Genomic DNA, 17,501 nt, shown 5'->3' with positions numbered 1-17,501 from the left:
ATTAAGTTGACCAACGATAACCTGAAAACATAAGCAGATCAAAAACAATCAACAACTAACAATCAACAATTCTATAGTGGAGTTATTCAATTCGCTAGTGACATGGGTAATGAAGAAGAGAATCCATCAGATAGATCTCTTCCGGAAGTACCCGCATGATGTGCAGAACGAGTTGTTTTCCAACCTTATCAATACCGCAAAAAATACAGAGTGGGGCCAGCAGTACGGCTACTCAGACAAACTGAGCGTGCGGGAGTTCCAGGAGCGGGTGCCTATTAGCGCGTATGAAGACCTGTATCCGCACATTGAGCGCGTGCTCAAGGGCGAACAGAACATTCTGTGGCCCAGCAAGGTAGAGTGGTTCGCCAAGTCCTCGGGTACCACCAATGCCCGCAGTAAATTTATTCCGGTGACCCCAGAGGCGCTGGAAGAATGCCATTACAAGGGGGGCAAAGACATGCTCTCCATTTACGTGAACAACTACCCAGACACCAAGGTGTTCTCAGGCAAGGGGCTTTCCATCGGCGGCAGCCACCACCCCAATGACTTCAACGCCAACACCCGCTGCGGCGACGTGTCGGCAGTGATTATGCAGAACCTGCCCATTTGGGCCGAGGCCATGCGCACCCCGCCGCTCAAGGTGGCGCTCATGGACAAGTGGGAGGAGAAGATTGAGAAGATGGTGGAGATCACCGTCAAAGAAAACGTGACCAGCCTTTCGGGCGTGCCCACCTGGACCTACGTGCTCCTGAACCGCATTCTGGAGGAGACGGGCGCCAAGGATATCATGGAGGTATGGCCAAACCTGGAGTTGTTCACCCACGGCGCCGTGGCCTTTGGGCCGTACCGCGAGCTGTTTAGGCAATTGATCCCGTCTGAGAAAATGAACTACCTGGAGGTCTATAACGCCTCTGAGGGCTTCTTCGGGATACAGGATGAGCCCCACCTAAAGGACGAGATGCTGCTCATGCTGGACTACGGCGTCTTCTATGAGTTCATTCCTATGGAGGAGGCCGACCAGGAGAACCCCACGGTGCTCACCTTAGATCAGGTGGAGTTGGGCCAGAACTACGCGCTTATCATCTCCACCAACGCCGGCCTCTGGCGCTACAAGATTGGCGATACCGTTAAATTCACCTCTCTGGCGCCCTACCGCATCAAGATCTCCGGCAGGACCAAGCATTTCATCAATGCCTTCGGTGAGGAGGTAGTGGTGGAGAACGCGGAGGTGGCCATTACCAAGGCCTGTGAGGCCACTGGTGCCACTATCACCAATTTCACGGCCGCCCCTGTCTACTTTGAGGGCAAGAGCAAAGGCGGGCACCAATGGGTGATAGAATTCTTCCAGCAGCCTTCCAGCCTGGACCAGTTTACCCAAGTGCTGGACCAGACCCTGCGCTCGGTTAACTCAGACTATGACGCCAAGCGCCATAAAGACCTGGCCCTGCAGGCACCCCTGATCACCGTGGCCCCCAAAGGCGCTTTCCTGAACTGGCTTCAGTTCAAAGGCAAAATGGGCGGCCAGCACAAAGTGCCGCGCCTGGCCAACAACCGGGAGTACCTGGAGGAAATCCTGGAAGTAAATAACCTGGCTCAATAGACCCTATTTCTTGCAATCGTTTTGAGCCTGTTTTCTTAAAAACAGGCTCAAAACAGACTTCGTGTTTTAGAAGAGTGGGATAGCTTCCAATCTTCTGTACAGAGTTTATTTCCACTCTGGCCTTTCCTCCTCTGGCCTTTCCTTTAGAAACTGGTCTGGTTTTCTTCTTTCCTAAACAGCTTCATAGATAAGCAAAAGCATACCAGAGAAATTTCTCTAAAAAAAATAAATTGGTATTTATAAAAGAATAAGTATTAATTTATTATCTTTATTTATTAGAAAGTTTTCTTGGGAACACCGCTTAGGCCGCATAAGCAGGAAATGGATCAGGTAAAGTAGGCACTCACTTACAGTGGGTTGTAACTATGGCTGAAGCATTTAACATAAATGAGTGTCCTGGCATTAAAGTAACCAAGGCCGCTTCCTGAGATTTCCCCAACAGATTTTACTGCTTACCCTCTATAGGGAGTTTCCACCTGTGCCTGCAGTCCCTCATTTCTCTCACCATAACCTTCTTAAAGCCATGAAAAAAATTCTGACTCTCTTGTGTGCCGCCGCAGTATTCTATAGCTGCGAAGATAAAAAGCAGGAAGGCACCACTGCGGAAGCCGGCACTACCAGTGACCTGAACCAAACCACTACCCAACCTGCAGCACTTACCCAGGATGAGCTGGTGGAAAGAGGCAAATACCTAGTCGCTGTGGGTTCCTGCAATGACTGCCACTCGCCTAAGTTGGCGCCTACAGACAAGATTCCGCCTATGACCCCGGACCCCAGCCGGTTGCTATCGGGGCACCCCGCCTCAGACAAGGTTCCTCCTGTGCTGGCAGGCGCCGCCAAAAGTGGGTGGCATCTTTTTTCCATGGACAATACAGTGGGGGTAGGTCCTTGGGGCACGTCTTTTTCGGCTAACCTTACCCCAGACGCCACCGGCATAGGGAACTGGACCATAGATAACTTCAAGACAGCTCTGAGGAAAGGAAAGTACAAAGGCATGGAAAATGGCAGAACCTTGCTTCCGCCCATGCCCTGGCCTAATTACCGCAACATGACAGACCAGGATCTGGAAGCCATCTTCGCCTATCTTAAATCATTGCCGCCCATTAAGAACGTGGTACCGGCCCCAATTCCGCCTGCGGGTGCCTGATAAAATCAATGCATCGTTTTGGGCCCGTTTTTCAGAAAACAGGCCCGAAACGAGCTAACAAAAAATGCCCGGTTTACGCCGGGCATTTTTATTGTCTTCGCTTAAGAAAGTTACTCCAGGAAGCTGCTCAGAAGGCCGCCTTCTTTGTTGGCATTTCCGCCGTGCGGCATAAGGGCCTGAATAAGTTTCTTCACTGGCATAGACTGAATCCAGACGCGGCCGGTGCCCCGGAGGGTGGCCAGGAAAAGGCCTTCGCCGCCAAACACCATGGACCGCAGGCCGCCCGCCCGCTGTATGTCAAAATCAATCCCGTTTTCATAGGCTACCACGCAACCAGTGTCTACGCGCAGGGTCTCATTGTGCAGGTGCCGCTCAATCACGGTGCCGCCTGCATGGATAAAGGCCAGGCCATCGCCGGTGAGGCGCTGCATGATGAAGCCTTCGCCCCCGAAGAAGCCCGCGCCCAAACGCTGGTTAAAGTGCATGGCAATCTTGGTGCCCAGCGCCGCGGCCAGAAACCCGTCTTTCTGCACAATGAGCCCGTTGGGGAACTGCGTGAGATCCAAAGGCACAATGGTGCCGGGATAGGGGGCCGAGAAACCCACTTTGGCTTTGCCGTATCCGCGGTGCGTGAAGTGGGTCATGAACAAGGACTCGCCGGTAAGGGCGCGGCTGCCCATCTGCACCAATTTGCCCAGAAAGCCCTGGGCCGGGTTGGAGCCGTCGCCCATCTTGGTCTCAAACTGAACGCCGTCTTCCATGAACACCATGGCGCCGGCTTCGGCGATGACCGTTTCCTGGGGGTCCAGCTCTATTTCCAGTACCTGAATGTCATTGCCGTGAATGCGGTAGTCTATTTCGTGGGATCTCATAAAGGGTGTAAAAGGTTATTTCTTTTTAGGCTTGTCGCCTGAGGGTTTTTCGTCTTTGCCCGCGATGTCATCAGCATCTTCCTCGCCCAGGCCGGTGCTCCCTTTAAAGAAATCTTCCTCGTTCTCTTCCTCCTCCACGGTTTCCTCAATAGGGTATTCCTCTTCTTCCTGCTCCCGTTTCTTGCCCTGGTCGCCTACCAGCTTTTTATCGCTCACGTTGCGGTCCAGAAAGGAGTTAAGCTGGTCAATGTTGAAGTTGGAGGTAATATCGCCCAGGGGGTTGATCTTGATCTCAAAGCCTTCCAGCTCTGGGTGTACCTTCGCTTTTTTCTCTGGTTTATTGTCTTTTTTGCCGTTATCAGACTTCTTCTTTGCCATAGTAGTGTCGGGTTAGGGGAGGCCTGTGCGGCAAGCCACCCGGTTTTGCTTGTTCTACTACAAACGGGAAAACGCAAAGAAGGATAAACGAATTAAAAAGAAACCTCCTTCATAAACAAACGCCGGGCGCTAATTTATAAAGGAGGTTTACGTGCAGAAAGCACGGGTAGCGTTTTAGGTCCGTTCTACCAAAAACAGGCCTAAAACGGAATGGATGTGTTAAACGGCGTACTGCACCAGTTTGGCCAAAGCCGCCTCAATACGGCGCTCGGTTTCCTCCCGGCCAATGATCTCAATGATGGCCATCAGGTCTGGGCCGGCCTCTACGCCGGTAAGCGCTATTCTCAAGGCCTGCATCACTTGGCCAATCTTAAGGCCGTTGCGCTCCAGCACCTGCAAAAGTAGGGCCTTCACGGTCTCGGCGTTGAAGTCTGGCAAGGTGGCTAGTTCGTTCTTGAACTGCTCAAAGGCGCCGGCACCGGCCGCCGACCATTTCTTGGCGGCTACCTGCTCATTGTACTGGGTAGGTGCCTCAAAGAAGTAAACGGCCTCTTTCCAGAAGTCCTGCGGATAGGTCACGCGCTCCTTCATGAGGCCCACAATTTTCTCGGCGCGTTCTTCTGAGCAGTCAATGCCCTGCGGCAGGGCGGCCAGCAGGTATTTCGCCAGTTCGGCGTCTGGTTTGGCGCGCAGGTACTGCTCATTGTACCAGCGGGCTTTCTGAATGTCAAAACGGGTACCTGATTTACCAATGCGCTCAATGCTGAAGGCCTCAATCAGTTCGTCCATGGTAAACAACTCCTGCTGCGTGCCGGGGTTCCAGCCCAGGAACGCCAGGAAGTTCACGAAGGCCTCTGGCAGGTAGCCGGCCTCACGGTAACCGCTGGACTGCTCGCCGGTCACGGGGTCTACCCAGTTCAGCGGGAACACCGGGAAACCCAGCTTGTCGCCGTCGCGCTTACTCAGCTTTCCGTTGCCGTCTGGTTTCAAAAGCAAAGGCAAGTGGGCAAACTCAGGCATGGTATCTTCCCACCCAAAATAGCGGTACAGCAGTACGTGCAGCGGCGCGCTCGGGAGCCACTCTTCGCCGCGTATTACGTGGGTGATTTCCATCAAGTGGTCATCCACGATGTTGGCCAGGTGGTAGGTAGGCATGCCATCAGACTTCATCAACACCTTGTCATCAATAGCCGAGGAATGCACCATCACCCAGCCTCTGATCATGTCTTTGAGACGGATCTCCTCTTTGCGCGGCACTTTCAAACGGATCACGTACGGGTCTCCGCTCTCTAGCCGGCGCTTCACCTCATCCTCTGGCAGGGTGAGGGAGTTCTTCATGGTGGCGCGGGTAATGGCGTTGTATTGCGGGGTGGCTACCTTGGCGGCTTTCAGGCGCTCGCGCATGGCTTCCAGTTCCTCGGCGGTGTCAAAGGCGTAGTAGGCATGTCCGGCGTTTACCAATTGCAGGGCGTAGTCCATGTACATGGGCTTGCGCTCAGACTGGCGGTAAGGGGCATGCGGACCGCCGTGGACAGGGCTTTCATCTAACTTAATGCCGCACCAGGCCAGGCTGTCAAAAATGTATTGCTCGGCGCCGGGCACAAAGCGGTTTTGATCTGTATCTTCAATGCGCAGCAACATCTTGCCGCCCATTTTTTTGGCAAACAGGTAATTATACAATGCTGTACGCACCCCACCAATGTGCAAAGGCCCGGTTGGGCTGGGGGCAAAGCGTACTCGTACTTCTCTCTCCATGTTATTCAACGTTATAAATAGGAGTGCAAAAGTACAGTTTTTCAAGGCTTCATTAAAGCTTTTACCCGTAAAACCTTGCGGTTCTGTCAGGTATTCTTAAAGGAGAGGCCTGCGTTGCTGAAAGCGGTCTTCTATCAATGAAATAAGGTTACCTTTCCGGAAGTTTGTAAACCTACCGTGTAAGGTGCGTATGAAAGGGAAAACCAGGTCTATGTTTAAGAAAATATTTGTTGAAGGCTGGTGTATCATTAAAGAAGTCTGGTTTGACTTCCTGGACAACAACTCCTTCCAGAAAGGGGCGGCGCTGGCCTATTACACCATCTTCGCGCTCCCGCCCATTCTCATTATCATGATCAACACCGCTGGCGCCGTTTTTGGGCGTGAGGCGGTGCAGGGCGAGGTATACACCCAGTTGCGCGAGCTCATGGGCAGCAAAGGTGCCGCCGATATTCAGGAGATGGTGGAGAGTATCCATCAGTCCGCTGACTTTACCTTGGCCACTATTATTGGGGTCTTGACGCTGCTGGTGGGGGCAACAGGGGTATTCATCTCTTTGCAGGAATCATTGAACCAGATATGGGGCGTAAAGCCGAAGCCCAAAAACGAATACCTGAAGATTCTGGTGGACCGGTTGTTGTCCTTCGCTATGATCTTTGGTATAGTTTTCTTGCTGCTGGTGAGCTTGATTGTGAATGCTATTCTGGTGGTGATTACCTCCTACCTGGCCAAGAAGGTAGACCCGTCAATGATACACCTCACCCAAATTACCAATTTTCTGGTGTCTACCGCCGTGGTGACCTTCCTGTTCGCTCTTATTTACAAGTACCTGCCAGACGCCAAGATCAAATGGAAGGACGTGTGGGTTGGCTCGCTGGTAACGGCGCTGCTATTCGCGCTGGGCAAATCCTTGATCGGGATTTATCTGGGCAACAGTGATTTTTCCAGCATTTACGGCGCGGCCGGCTCTGTGATTGTGGTGCTGGTATGGGTCTTCTATACCTCGCAGATTATCTTTTTAGGTGCCCAGTTCACGTTGGTATACGCCCGCCGCTATGGCGCCGATATCTATCCGTCTTCCTTTGCCGTGCGCGTGGAAAACCATGAGGTGGAAGTAGGCCACACCCCGGTAAACGCCGAGCCCGGGCCTAATGAAGCAAAGGCCAAGGGGGAGGAGGAATAATTAAGGTGCTAATTTTTTAATGTGCTATTGAAATAACGCGCTGTATAAATTGAGAAGTAGTGTCTTCAATTGCCTGACTATTAAAATGTTTTAGGCCTGTTTTTCTAAAAACAGGCCTAAAACGGGAGTATTGCCAATATGCCATTCTCTCAGGAAACTGTTCTTGCTAATTCCCCTTTAGCACATCAGCACATTAAAAAATTAGCACATTACCAAACTACCACTTCACCGCAATGCAGGAAATCTCCACGTTCACGTCTTTGGGCAGGCGGCTCACTTCCACGGTCTCACGGGCGGGTGGGTTGCTGGTGAAATAGCTGCCGTAGGTTTCATTGATAGCGCCGAAGTTACCCAGGTCCTTCACGAAGATGCTGCACTTCACCACGTGGCTGAAATCCATGCCGGCCTCCTCTAAGATGTACTGCAGGTTTTTCATGACCTGGTGCGTTTCTGACTGAATATCGCCCTGCACCAGGTTGCCGGTAGCCTGGTCTAAGGGAATCTGGCCAGATACGTACAGGGTGTTACCCGCCATCACGGCCTGGCTGTAAGGGCCAATGGGAGCCGGGGCAGATTTGCTTTCTATAAGGTTGGTTGCCATAAGTAGATGTAGTTTAATCGTTATCTTTATGGGCTAAAGGTACTGAATTATGAATACATTGGTTTTGGCAACGCCGGAGCAGGAAGCAGAGTTTGGGTTACGATTCTATAACCGCGCCTACCTGCATCTGCAGACCCCAGAGGAACTGGCTGTATGGTTACCACAGGCAGACCTGGTATTTGACCTGCTTTTGCACGAGCAGCCCTGGCGCATGGAGCAATACAACAAGGAAGGGAAAGCCGACAAGCTAGTGGTCTTCTGCAACGCCTCGGGGTTTGAGCTGGAGGCCCTGGCGGCCGATTATCTGCCCCTTAATTTCCACCTGGTGGGCCTGCACCCGTCTTCTACTAATTTTGAACGCGAGGTCTTGGAAGTAAGCATTCTGCAGGAAAGCTCCCGCAGGGCCGTAGACAAAGCCTGCGTCTTTCTGGCCACCTTATATGAGATCAAGTAAGAGATAGCGTAGCGAAAAGCCTTTTGCGTTTTAAGCCTGTTTCTCAGAAAACGACCCCAAAACAAAAGGGAAGCCACATGGCTTCCCTTTTTAGTATTTGTGTCTGGAACAGCTTATTCAACCGTTACAGATTTTGCCAGGTTACGGGGCTGGTCTACGTTACAGCCGCGCATTACGGCAATGTGGTAGCTCAGCAACTGCAACGGAATCACAGAGATAAGCGGCATCAACGCTTCATGGGCGGCTGGCACCTCAATCACGAACTCAGCCATCTGCGGGATCACCGTATCGCCTTCGGTAACGATAGCGATCACGCGTCCTTTACGGGCCCGTACTTCCTGCACGTTAGAAACGATCTTCTCATATGAGCTGTCTTTGGTAGCGATTACCACTACCGGCATGTTCTCATCAATCAGGGCAATAGGTCCGTGCTTCATTTCTGCCGCCGGGTACCCTTCTGCGTGAATGTAAGAGATCTCTTTCAGCTTAAGCGCGCCTTCCAGGGCTACCGGGAAGTTGAAACCACGACCCAGGTAGATGAAGTTAGTAGCGTCTTTGAAAATCTCAGAGATCGCCTGTATTTCTTTGTCCAGTTGCAGGGCTTTCTCCACCTTGGCAGGAATCTGCTCCATTTCCATCATCATCTGACGAAGGGCGGAGGTTTCCATGGTGCCGCGCATCTCAGCCAGCATCATCGCAATCAGGGAAAGAACCGTTACCTGCGCAGTAAACGCTTTGGTAGAGGCTACCCCAATTTCAGGGCCGGCGTGCGTGTAGGCACCTGCGTCTGTGGCACGGGCGATAGAAGAACCCACCACGTTACACACCCCAAAGATCAGGGCTCCTTTAGACTTAGCCAGTTCCAGGGCCGCCAAGGTATCTGCGGTTTCACCAGACTGGGAAATAGCCACTACAATGTCTCCCTCTCTGATCACCGGGTTACGGTAACGGAACTCAGAAGCATATTCTACTTCTACCGGTATACGGGCAAACTCCTCAATCATGTACTCGGCCACCAGGCCAGCGTGCCATGAAGTACCGCAGGCCACAATAATAATGCGGTCTGCATTCTTAAAGCGGGTAGCATATTCCCTGATGCTGGACATGGTCAGCTGCGTGTTCTCAGCTACCAAACGGCCGCGCATGCTGTCCAGGATAGAACGGGGCTGCTCAAAGATCTCCTTCAGCATGAAGTGCGGGTAACCGCCTTTCTCAATGGATTCCAGCTCCATTTCCAGCGTCTGGATATATGGTGTCTGAACCACGTCTTCTTTTGTACGGATATCCAGGACGCCGTCTTTAATTACAGCAATCTCAAAGTCATTGAGGTAAACCACTTCATTAGTATACTCAATGATAGGAGTAGCATCTGAAGCCAGGAAGTACTCGCCTTTGCCAACGCCAATCACCAGCGGGCTACCTTTACGGGCGGCTACCAGTTGGGTAGGGGAATCATGGGAGATTACCACAATTGCGTAAGCGCCTACTACCTCATGCAAGGCCAGGCGTACGGCCTCAGGCAAAGAAACCTTGCTGTTCTCTCTAATGTCCTCAATCAGGTTCACAAAAACCTCAGAGTCTGTGTCGCTGTGGAATTCGTAGCCCTTATTGATCAAGTGTTTCTTTAAAGAAGCATAGTTCTCTATGATACCATTGTGAATAATGGCGATCTTTTTTGAACTGGAGTAATGGGGGTGGGCATTGGCATCATTTGGCTCACCATGGGTAGCCCAACGGGTGTGTCCAATACCAATATGGCTGCTGGTGTTACGGTCACCTATAAAGGCCTCCAGGTCAGCAACTTTGCCTTTTTTCTTGAAAACCTTTAGTTCACCTTCGCTTAGCAAGGCTACTCCGGCACTATCGTAGCCACGATATTCCAACCGCTTTAAACCTTTCAAAATGATAGGGCATGCTTCACGCTGCCCTACGTATGCTACAATTCCACACATAGTATAGTATAGGTCTGTTTACTTTGAATTATATAAATGAATTATTGAGCGGTTGAATAGAAGATCCGGAGCTTCACCTTGCGGGCAGCAGGATTGGTATTCCCTTGATTGGCCTCAATAATGGCGCGGTTCACCGTTTGCGCGAAGTTGGTTGGCGTGGACGGCGTAGCGCTGATATTAGAAGGGTACAGAATTAACCCGTTGTTGGCCTTTCTGTTGTACAGAAGGCTTTGCATATAACTGGTAATGTTCACCACATAATTATACCCTTTCCCTTTTCCGCGGTATTCCAACCTGGCCTCAGCGCCCGTGCCTTCACCCACCAATGCGTTTGGTACGCCACCAGTGGTGCGGGAGATACGGTTGTTGAGAGTGGATTCCAATACGGTGGCAATGGCAGGAAGTTTCAGAGAATCATTACCGTTGGCCACCGAAGACTCCAGAATAGGAATCACCAGTTCGGCTTTGTTCACGGCCAGGTCTTTGCTAACGCCATTTTGGGTCCGGAAATTAGTCACGTAGGGTAAGTCAATCTTAGTTACCAGACCCGCGCCTGCCTGCATAAAAGCAAGGTTATTGGCCGCCCCCGAAGAAATAGAGGAGCCATGGGCGCTCAGGCTGGCCAAAGGAGTGCCGGCTCTGCTGGACTGAATCTGGTTGAAGAACCGGGACGTAGGAATAAAGCTATACTCCTTTGGCTTGCTGTCTGCGGTAGCGGTGTAATACAGGGTAAGTTTTGTATTAACAGCATTCAGGTTCAGGCCTAAAACAGCTCCATTGTTCTGCGTACTGGCCGGGGCAATCACCAGGCCTTTCAGGAGGTTATCCAGAAAGCCTTGCTGCGTCTTAAGCGGTTCTTTGCCAGACTGAGCCAGAATGGCATTGGCCAGCTCCACGCCGGGGGCCTTGTCTAGTTTTATGTTGACCAGGTACGGGTTATTGCGGGTAAGCGTGTCACCGGTGGCGCCAAGGGTCACGTAGGTACCTTTAGGCCGCGGCCTAAACGTAACCGTTCCCAACACTTCAGCACTGGTCTCTAAAGAAGAAGAGGTATAGTACGTGCGTTGGTCAATGAACCCCTCGGTTAACTTATACACGTTCCAGGTGATAGCCTGGGTGGTGTCACCAAAGTAATAGTCATAATCCAGGCGTAGCACCAGTGAGTCGGCGCCTTTATTGGCGTCAAAGACAATATCTGCCGTAGGAATACCAAATTCAGCGAAGGTTTTGGCTGTAAGCGAGCCAAAGGTGGCGTCTGATCCGCTCCCTACCAGCACCCGGGCTGAGTTGAGGGTGATAACGGAGTCGTTCAGCAAAACAGTTGAAACTTTAACGGTAGCCGTGTCTGAATAGGTGGTTCCAATCTGGGTACCGGGTTCCTGCAGTTCTAAGCCAATGGCAGTAGGGTCTTCACAAGCGGAAAAAACAAGAGAGGAAAGAAAGAGAGCGGCTGCTGCTTTGCTAATTCGCAAGTTCATTATAGAAATTGAAGTAAGAATCTAAGGTGTTTTCGTCTGTGCTGATGGTGTTGATCTGCTTGGTGTTGTTGTACTCCGTGAACATAGCGTTCATGTTGTCACTGAAGTCCTCATTAGATTTGATCACGGTATCTGCATACTGCATTCCCATCTTAATGAAGGCGCCAAAGTCGCCAGCCCGCAGGTTAGCCAACATCTCATCTTCAATATCCAGCATTTTGGCTTTCTCTAAAAGGTCTCCCTCAAACTTGTGGGTGAACTCACTGTTATAAACCGAGAAAACCGACTTTGCGGCCTTAAAGATAGGATCATTTTTGTAAGTGGTCTTCAAATACAAAGGCATTAAGCTTGTCATCCAGTCATTGCAATGTACAATGTCCGGGGCCCAACCTAATTTTTTCACTGTCTCCAGCACGCCCTTGCAGAAGAAGATGGCACGCTCATCATTATCTGCATGGAATTTATTGTCTTTGTCCACCAAAACGGACTTGCGGTGGAAATAGTCTTCGTTGTCAATAAAATAAACCTGTAGCTTGGCATTAGGAATAGAGGCCACCTTGATAATCAGGGGTTTCTCTTCTTCGCCCACGGCAATATTGATACCAGACAGACGAACAACCTCATGTAATCTGTTCTTGCGTTCGTTGATCAACCCAAAGCGGGGCACAAAAATACGAACCTCCATCCCACGCTCTTGCATCGCTTGTGGCAACATCCTCAGGAATTCCGCTACTTTTGTAGTTTGCAAAAAGGGATCAATCTCGGTGGCCGCGTATAAGATTCTCAATTTGGACATTGGTTGGAGAAATTAAATTGTAAACAGGCAATAGGTATTGCGAGATGCAAAATTAAGCAATTATTGGCTGATTTTCAATTTATTTGAATAAAATCCTACCTTTGGCGTCTTTTGTCTGAACACTTTCTGAACACTTTAAAATCCCACTGCCTTTTATGTTGCAGTTCTCCTCTCTGGTAGAAATCAGAAATCATACTGAAGCCCTTCGCCGGCAGGGGCTCTCCATTGGCTTTGTGCCCACCATGGGCGCCTTGCATGAAGGGCACCTTTCCTTGATCAGGGCAGCCAAAAGCCAGAATGATGTGGTGGTCTGCAGCGTCTTTGTGAACCCCGCCCAATTCAACAACCCAGACGACTACCGCCTGTACCCGCGCCTACTGGAAAAAGACGGCCAGATGCTGGCCCAGGAAGGCTGTGACGTGCTGTTTGCACCCTTAGCCGAAGAGATGTACAAGCACAAGGCCAAGCTCACGTTTGACTTCGGGGACCTGGAGCGGGTCATGGAAGGGGCGCACCGGCCGGGCCACTTCAATGGGGTGGCTACCGTGGTGAGCAAGCTGTTCCATTTGGTGGCGCCGCACCAGGCGTTTTTCGGGCAGAAGGACCTGCAACAGTTTGCCATCATCCAGCAGTTGGTGTTAGACCTGAACTTTGATTTGGAATTGGTGTGCTACCCTATTATCAGGGAGGAAGACGGCCTGGCCATGTCGTCCAGGAACCGGCGGCTTAGCCCAGAACAACGGGCCGTGGCGCCCAGGCTATACCAGGCCTTACAGGTACTGGAGGAGAAACTGGCCACCCAGCCGGTAGCGCAGGCAAAGGAAGAGACAGAGGCGTTTTTGGCAGCTTTCCCGGAAATCAGGGTAGAATACCTGGAGGTGGTAGACGCCCAGAGCCTGCAGCCCGTGGAGCAAGTAGAGGAATCTGAGAAGGTGGCGCTCTGCTTGGCCGCGTTCTTAGGCGAGGTGCGGCTCATTGACAATATCCTGCTTTAAGCAAAAAAACAAAGTCCAATTCTAGGGGAGCCTTCTAAGACCCCATTATCCTGTTTGTCTCGTAAATAATCTATAACTTTGCATGTTTTTAGATTGTTTTTGATGCAGATTGAAGTTCTTAAATCCAAAATACACCGGGCTAAGGTAACCCAGGCCGAATTACATTACGTGGGCAGCATTACCATTGATGAAGATCTGATGGATGCCGCCAACATGGTGCCGCATGAGAAGGTAACCATTGTGAATGTGAACAACGGTGAACGCTTTGAAACCTACATTATCAAAGGCGAGCGTGGTAGCGGCATGATCTGCCTTAACGGCCCGGCGGCCCGCCGGGTGCAGGTAGGCGACGTGATCATCATTATCTCCTATGCCCTCATCAACTTTGCAGATGCCCGGTCCCATGAGCCCACGGTCATTTTCCCGGACCAGCATAACCGCTTAGTTTAAGCTTGGCCCCTGAATGAAGAAGATCGTCAACGTACTCAAGTATTTGCTTCTGCTGGCGATCTCCATCTTCCTGATGGCTTACGCCCTGCGCAGCATCAACTTTGAGGCGGTGAAAGCAGAACTGGCGCAAGCCAATTACCTCTGGATTGGGGTTACGCTAGCCTTGTCGGTGGCGGGCTATGTAAGCCGGGCCATCAGGTGGCGCATGCAATTCGGGCCGTTGGGCTACAAGCCCCGGCTTTGGGCCACCTACCATGCCCTGATGGTGGGGTACCTGGCCAATATAGTATTGCCAAGGGCCGGCGAGGTGATGCGATGCACATTTCTCAAGCGATCAGAAGACGTGCCTGTGAACGAGTCCCTGGGTACGGTGGTCACCGAGCGCGTGCTGGATTTGGTGATGCTCTTCTTGTGCATGGGGTTTGCGCTCCTGCTGGAGTTTGACCGGCTGCACCGTTTCTTCCTGGACATCTTCTCAGAAAGGTACCTGAGCCTGCAGCAGAACCTGCAGACGCTGTATATCCTGGCTACTATTACCATCATAGCCGCCTCCATCACCGGCTGGGTCATCTATAAGAACATTGAGAAGCTGCGGCACCGCAGAATCTTCAGGAAGGTAGGCGAGTTTGTGCGCGGACTTTGGCTGGGTATCTTCAGTATTAAGGATATAGAGCATAAAGGCTGGTTTATCTTCCATACGCTGTTCATCTGGCTTACCTATTTTCTGACCAGTTACCTGGCGTTCTTCGCGCTACCGGGCACGGCGGGTCTTAGCTGGCAAGCCGGAGTGGGTATTCTGGTGGTGGGCGGCCTGGGCATGTCTGCCCCGGTGCAGGGCGGTATTGGGGTGTACCACATTCTGGTAAGGACCGCTCTGTTGCTTTACGCCGTTCCCATAAACACCGGCATGGCCTATGCCTTGGTGACCCATACCACCGGCGCCATTCTGGTGGTGGTGATGGGCGGGTTCAGCCTGATGGCCAGCCTTACCCAATCCAGGGCCCGGGCGGCCCGGCAGGTAGCCTAGGCGTTTTAGGCCCGTTTTTGGTAAAACAGGCCCAAAACAGAAATTATCCTATCTTTCCGGCAGGCGTATCTGTAAACGCTTATTCATCCAATTTCTTTACTATGTCTATGCTTCCGTCTCAGGAGAAAATCTTTACGCTTCCGCAGCTTTTAACTAAGGTGGGGGAGTGGCAGGCGCAGGGCCAGAAAGTTGTGTTCACCAACGGGTGCTTTGATATTGTGCACATAGGGCACGTAGATTACCTGGAGCGGGCCCGGCTGCTGGGCGATAAACTGGTGGTGGGCCTGAATACCGACCAATCTGTCAGTAGGATAAAAGGGCCTTCCAGACCATTACAGGACGAAATGTCACGTATAAGGGTTATGGCATCCTTTTGGTTTGTAGATGCCGTAGTGTTGTTTGACCAGGAAACCCCTCTGGAGCTAATCAAGGCGGTGCAACCGGATATTCTGGTGAAAGGCGATGACTATACCTTGGAGAACATTGTGGGGCATGACGTTGTTTTAGCCAAAGGAGGCACCGTAAAGACCATTCCGCTGGTGAAGGGATATTCCACGTCACAGGTGGTGGCCAAGATCCTGGGCGACCAACACAGTTAACCTTTAAAGTAAAAGACAAAGAAAATGGGTGGTATCTGGATTATAATGATTGCAATGATGCTGATCTCTGCACTGGTCAGCTGGACATTGAAAAGTAAGTTTGAGAAATACTCCAAACTGGGGCTCCACTCTGGCCTGAGCGGGCGCGAGGTAGCGGAAATGATGCTGGCTGACAACGGCATCACAGACGTACGCGTGATCTCCACCGCCGGTAGACTCACTGACCATTACAACCCGGCAGACAAGACCGTGAACCTGAGTGAGAGCGTGTATGAAAGCCGGAGCGCCGCTGCGGCCGCGGTAGCGGCCCACGAATGCGGGCACGCCGTGCAGCACGCCAAAGCCTATACGTTCCTGAAGTTCCGGTCGGCAATGGTGCCGGCCCTGAGCGTGGCCAGCCGCTACATGCAATGGATTCTGTTGCTGGGCGTGATCATGATTCAGTCAACGCCTATTCCGCTGGCCATTGGGGTGGCGCTGTTCGCGTTAACCACGCTGTTCAGTTTCATTACCCTGCCGGTGGAGTTTGACGCCAGTAAGCGCGCCCTGGCCTGGATGGATACCAGAGGCGTGGTGACTACCCAGGAACACGCTATGGCCAAAGACGCCCTCAAATGGGCCGCCATGACCTACGTGGTGGCCGCCATTGGCTCGCTGGCTACCTTGCTCTATTACGCCTCCATGTTATTGGGGCGCCGGGACTAGTAACCTTAGAATCAAATACCTGTAAAAGAGGGTGGCCTTGGTCACCCTCTTTTTTTAGGTTAAAAATTTAAATCCGGGAGCCGCAAAAACCCGTTAGCTAAAAAAGCTAACATTTGTTAGCTTTGTGTAGTTGCAGATGTAGTATAGTCTGCATGCATACCAAATTTTTGTTTAAATTTGGTACCTGAACCTTACAAAAATACTTTTCATAATTACCGCAGTATATGGACTTTAAATTAACAGAAGAACATTTAGCCGTACAAGAGGCTGCCCGCGATTTCGCCCAGACCGAATTGCTCCCCGGCGTTATTGAGCGTGATGAGCACCAGAAATTCCCAGCAGAGCAGATCAAGAAGATGGGCGAGCTGGGTTTCATGGGCATGATGGTAGACCCCAAATACGGCGGCGGCGGAATGGATACCGTGTCTTACGTGCTGGCCATGGAGGAAATCTCCAAAGTAGACGCCTCTGCCTCTGTGGTCATGTCAGTGAACAACTCTTTGGTGTGCTGGGGGATTGAGAAGTTCGGTAACGAAGAGCAGAAGCAAAAGTACCTGCCTAAACTTACCTCCGGTGAAATCATAGGCGCCTTCTGCCTGTCTGAGCCAGAGGCCGGGTCAGATGCCACCATGCAGCGCACCACCGCCGAAGACAAAGGCGACCATTACCTGCTCAATGGTACCAAGAACTGGATCACTAACGGCAGTACCGCTTCTGTGTACCTGGTGATTGCCCAAACCAACCCAGAGCTTCGCCACCGCGGCATCAATGCTCTTATTGTGGAGAAAGGCATGCCAGGCTTTGAGATAGGCCCTAAGGAGAACAAACTGGGCATTAGAGGCTCAGACACGCACTCCTTGATGTTCACAGACGTGAAGGTGCCCAAAGAGAACCGCATTGGCGAAGACGGCTTCGGGTTTAAGTTTGCTATGGCTACGCTTAACGGCGGCCGTATTGGCATTGCCTCACAGGCGCTGGGCATCGCCTCTGGCGCGTATGAACTGGCCTTGAAGTATTCTAAGGAGCGGAAAGCCTTTGGCGTTCCCATTTCCCAACATCAAGGAATCCAATTTAAGTTGGCCGATATGGCTACCAACATAGATGCCGCCCGTTTGCTGTGCCTGCAGGCCGCTGCCGACAAGGACGGACACCGGGATTATTCAAAATCTGGGGCCATGGCCAAGCTGTTTTCCTCTAAGGTAGCCATGGACACTACCATTGAAGCTGTGCAGATACACGGCGGGTACGGGTTTGTGAAAGAATACCATGTGGAGCGACTCATGCGCGATGCAAAAATCACCCAAATCTACGAGGGAACCTCAGAAATTCAGAAAATAGTAATCTCACGGGAGATATTAAAATAGAAGGAGGTTTATAGAACGCTGTAAGTTGGTATTTAAGTATATAGGAGTTGAGGGTTTATAAATATATTAGTTTTTTGTTTGATAAATTAAAAGATAAGTGCTAGTTTTATCGCGACAGACAACTTAAAAAATCAACAAAACCAACAAC

Annotated in this window: 17 protein-coding genes; 10 read left to right on the top strand and 7 right to left on the bottom strand. The window is 51.3% G+C overall.

Going from position 1 to position 17,501, the window contains the following annotated elements:
• Window positions 1-109 precede the first annotated feature (109 nt).
• Window positions 110-1,600 carry a GH3 auxin-responsive promoter family protein gene (locus TH63_RS17490; protein WP_048922084.1) on the top strand — a complete coding sequence of 497 codons (1,491 nt, stop codon included), beginning with the start codon at window positions 110-112 and terminating at the stop codon, window positions 1,598-1,600.
• Window positions 1,601-2,123: 523 nt separating this feature from the next.
• Window positions 2,124-2,747, top strand: coding sequence for a c-type cytochrome (locus TH63_RS17485; protein WP_082161776.1), 624 nt, complete (start codon window positions 2,124-2,126; stop codon window positions 2,745-2,747).
• A 110-nt stretch (window positions 2,748-2,857) separates the two neighbouring features.
• Here TH63_RS17485 and TH63_RS17480 read toward each other — a convergent pair whose 3' ends face one another.
• The 3 genes from TH63_RS17480 to gltX all read right to left on the bottom strand — a co-directional run bounded on the left by TH63_RS17480 (window position 2,858) and on the right by gltX (window position 5,752).
• On the bottom strand, window positions 2,858-3,619 hold the full coding sequence (locus TH63_RS17480) for a TIGR00266 family protein (protein ID WP_048922083.1): 762 nt from the start codon (window positions 3,617-3,619) through the stop codon (window positions 2,858-2,860).
• A 15-nt stretch (window positions 3,620-3,634) separates the two neighbouring features.
• Complete coding sequence (locus tag TH63_RS17475; protein WP_048922082.1) at window positions 3,635-3,997, bottom strand: hypothetical protein; 363 nt, start codon at window positions 3,995-3,997, stop codon at window positions 3,635-3,637.
• 219 nt (window positions 3,998-4,216) lie between these two features.
• Window positions 4,217-5,752 (bottom strand): glutamate--tRNA ligase, encoded by a 1,536-nt coding sequence (gltX, locus tag TH63_RS17470; RefSeq protein ID WP_048922081.1) that lies wholly within the window; start codon window positions 5,750-5,752, stop codon window positions 4,217-4,219.
• Between the two features lie 211 nt (window positions 5,753-5,963).
• Between gltX and TH63_RS17465 the strand changes: the two genes are divergently transcribed.
• Window positions 5,964-6,932, top strand: a complete 969-nt coding sequence (locus tag TH63_RS17465) for a YihY/virulence factor BrkB family protein (protein WP_048922942.1) — start codon at window positions 5,964-5,966, stop codon at window positions 6,930-6,932.
• Window positions 6,933-7,149: 217 nt separating this feature from the next.
• On the opposite strand, the gene TH63_RS17460 is transcribed toward TH63_RS17465, so the two are convergent.
• Window positions 7,150-7,533, bottom strand: a complete 384-nt coding sequence (locus tag TH63_RS17460) for a RidA family protein (RefSeq protein WP_048922080.1) — start codon at window positions 7,531-7,533, stop codon at window positions 7,150-7,152.
• Between the two features lie 49 nt (window positions 7,534-7,582).
• On the opposite strand from TH63_RS17460, the gene TH63_RS17455 reads away from it, so the two are divergent.
• Window positions 7,583-7,987, top strand: a complete 405-nt coding sequence (locus TH63_RS17455; protein ID WP_048922079.1) for a hypothetical protein — start codon at window positions 7,583-7,585, stop codon at window positions 7,985-7,987.
• Between the two features lie 113 nt (window positions 7,988-8,100).
• Here TH63_RS17455 and glmS read toward each other — a convergent pair whose 3' ends face one another.
• From glmS to TH63_RS17440, 3 genes are read right to left on the bottom strand one after another with little or no spacing between them, the layout of a single operon-like run.
• Entirely contained in the window at window positions 8,101-9,939 is a 1,839-nt protein-coding gene (gene glmS, locus TH63_RS17450; RefSeq protein ID WP_048922078.1) for a glutamine--fructose-6-phosphate transaminase (isomerizing), read from the bottom strand.
• A 41-nt stretch (window positions 9,940-9,980) separates the two neighbouring features.
• Entirely contained in the window at window positions 9,981-11,417 is a 1,437-nt protein-coding gene (locus TH63_RS17445; RefSeq protein ID WP_048922077.1) for a DUF4270 family protein, read from the bottom strand.
• A complete protein-coding gene (locus tag TH63_RS17440) occupies window positions 11,401-12,213 on the bottom strand; it encodes a glycogen/starch synthase (RefSeq protein ID WP_048922076.1) in 813 nt (270 codons plus the stop codon). The genes TH63_RS17445 and TH63_RS17440 overlap by 17 nt, the downstream gene beginning before the upstream one ends.
• 155 nt (window positions 12,214-12,368) lie before the next feature.
• On the opposite strand from TH63_RS17440, the gene panC reads away from it, so the two are divergent.
• The 6 genes from panC to TH63_RS17410 all read left to right on the top strand — a co-directional run bounded on the left by panC (window position 12,369) and on the right by TH63_RS17410 (window position 17,353).
• Entirely contained in the window at window positions 12,369-13,208 is an 840-nt protein-coding gene (gene panC / locus TH63_RS17435) for a pantoate--beta-alanine ligase (protein WP_048922075.1), read from the top strand.
• Window positions 13,209-13,310: 102 nt separating this feature from the next.
• Entirely contained in the window at window positions 13,311-13,658 is a 348-nt protein-coding gene (gene panD / locus TH63_RS17430) for an aspartate 1-decarboxylase (protein ID WP_048922074.1), read from the top strand.
• Between the two features lie 13 nt (window positions 13,659-13,671).
• A complete protein-coding gene (locus tag TH63_RS17425) occupies window positions 13,672-14,685 on the top strand; it encodes a lysylphosphatidylglycerol synthase transmembrane domain-containing protein (RefSeq protein ID WP_076606524.1) in 1,014 nt (337 codons plus the stop codon).
• 101 nt (window positions 14,686-14,786) lie between these two features.
• Window positions 14,787-15,284 (top strand): D-glycero-beta-D-manno-heptose 1-phosphate adenylyltransferase, encoded by a 498-nt coding sequence (rfaE2, locus tag TH63_RS17420; protein WP_076606683.1) that lies wholly within the window; start codon window positions 14,787-14,789, stop codon window positions 15,282-15,284.
• Between the two features lie 24 nt (window positions 15,285-15,308).
• Window positions 15,309-15,989: a zinc metallopeptidase gene (locus TH63_RS17415; protein WP_197088587.1), complete on the top strand. Its 681-nt coding sequence runs from the start codon at window positions 15,309-15,311 to the stop codon at window positions 15,987-15,989.
• Between the two features lie 224 nt (window positions 15,990-16,213).
• Complete coding sequence (locus tag TH63_RS17410; protein ID WP_048922073.1) at window positions 16,214-17,353, top strand: acyl-CoA dehydrogenase; 1,140 nt, start codon at window positions 16,214-16,216, stop codon at window positions 17,351-17,353.
• Window positions 17,354-17,501 lie beyond the last annotated feature (148 nt).

It is taken from the genome of Rufibacter radiotolerans, from assembly GCF_001078055.1.
Taxonomy (GTDB): Bacteria; Bacteroidota; Bacteroidia; order Cytophagales; family Hymenobacteraceae; genus Nibribacter; species Nibribacter radiotolerans.
Note: the sequence above shows the minus strand (reverse complement) of the source record. Positions and strands in the feature narration are given on the sequence as shown.

What these genes read in the sequence shown, in the direction of transcription:
- TH63_RS17490 (WP_048922084.1), top strand. Translation starts at nt 110, where the DNA reads ATGAAGAAGAGAATCCATCAGATAGATCTCTTCCGGAAGTACCCGCAT.
- TH63_RS17485 (WP_082161776.1), top strand. Translation starts at nt 2,124, where the DNA reads ATGAAAAAAATTCTGACTCTCTTGTGTGCCGCCGCAGTATTCTATAGC.
- TH63_RS17480 (WP_048922083.1), bottom strand. Translation starts at nt 3,619, where the DNA reads ATGAGATCCCACGAAATAGACTACCGCATTCACGGCAATGACATTCAG.
- TH63_RS17475 (WP_048922082.1), bottom strand. Translation starts at nt 3,997, where the DNA reads ATGGCAAAGAAGAAGTCTGATAACGGCAAAAAAGACAATAAACCAGAG.
- gltX (WP_048922081.1), bottom strand. Translation starts at nt 5,752, where the DNA reads ATGGAGAGAGAAGTACGAGTACGCTTTGCCCCCAGCCCAACCGGGCCT.
- TH63_RS17465 (WP_048922942.1), top strand. Translation starts at nt 5,964, where the DNA reads ATGTTTAAGAAAATATTTGTTGAAGGCTGGTGTATCATTAAAGAAGTC.
- TH63_RS17460 (WP_048922080.1), bottom strand. Translation starts at nt 7,533, where the DNA reads ATGGCAACCAACCTTATAGAAAGCAAATCTGCCCCGGCTCCCATTGGC.
- TH63_RS17455 (WP_048922079.1), top strand. Translation starts at nt 7,583, where the DNA reads ATGAATACATTGGTTTTGGCAACGCCGGAGCAGGAAGCAGAGTTTGGG.
- glmS (WP_048922078.1), bottom strand. Translation starts at nt 9,939, where the DNA reads ATGTGTGGAATTGTAGCATACGTAGGGCAGCGTGAAGCATGCCCTATC.
- TH63_RS17445 (WP_048922077.1), bottom strand. Translation starts at nt 11,417, where the DNA reads ATGAACTTGCGAATTAGCAAAGCAGCAGCCGCTCTCTTTCTTTCCTCT.
- TH63_RS17440 (WP_048922076.1), bottom strand. Translation starts at nt 12,213, where the DNA reads ATGTCCAAATTGAGAATCTTATACGCGGCCACCGAGATTGATCCCTTT.
- panC (WP_048922075.1), top strand. Translation starts at nt 12,369, where the DNA reads ATGTTGCAGTTCTCCTCTCTGGTAGAAATCAGAAATCATACTGAAGCC.
- panD (WP_048922074.1), top strand. Translation starts at nt 13,311, where the DNA reads ATGCAGATTGAAGTTCTTAAATCCAAAATACACCGGGCTAAGGTAACC.
- TH63_RS17425 (WP_076606524.1), top strand. Translation starts at nt 13,672, where the DNA reads ATGAAGAAGATCGTCAACGTACTCAAGTATTTGCTTCTGCTGGCGATC.
- rfaE2 (WP_076606683.1), top strand. Translation starts at nt 14,787, where the DNA reads ATGTCTATGCTTCCGTCTCAGGAGAAAATCTTTACGCTTCCGCAGCTT.
- TH63_RS17415 (WP_197088587.1), top strand. Translation starts at nt 15,309, where the DNA reads ATGGGTGGTATCTGGATTATAATGATTGCAATGATGCTGATCTCTGCA.
- TH63_RS17410 (WP_048922073.1), top strand. Translation starts at nt 16,214, where the DNA reads ATGGACTTTAAATTAACAGAAGAACATTTAGCCGTACAAGAGGCTGCC.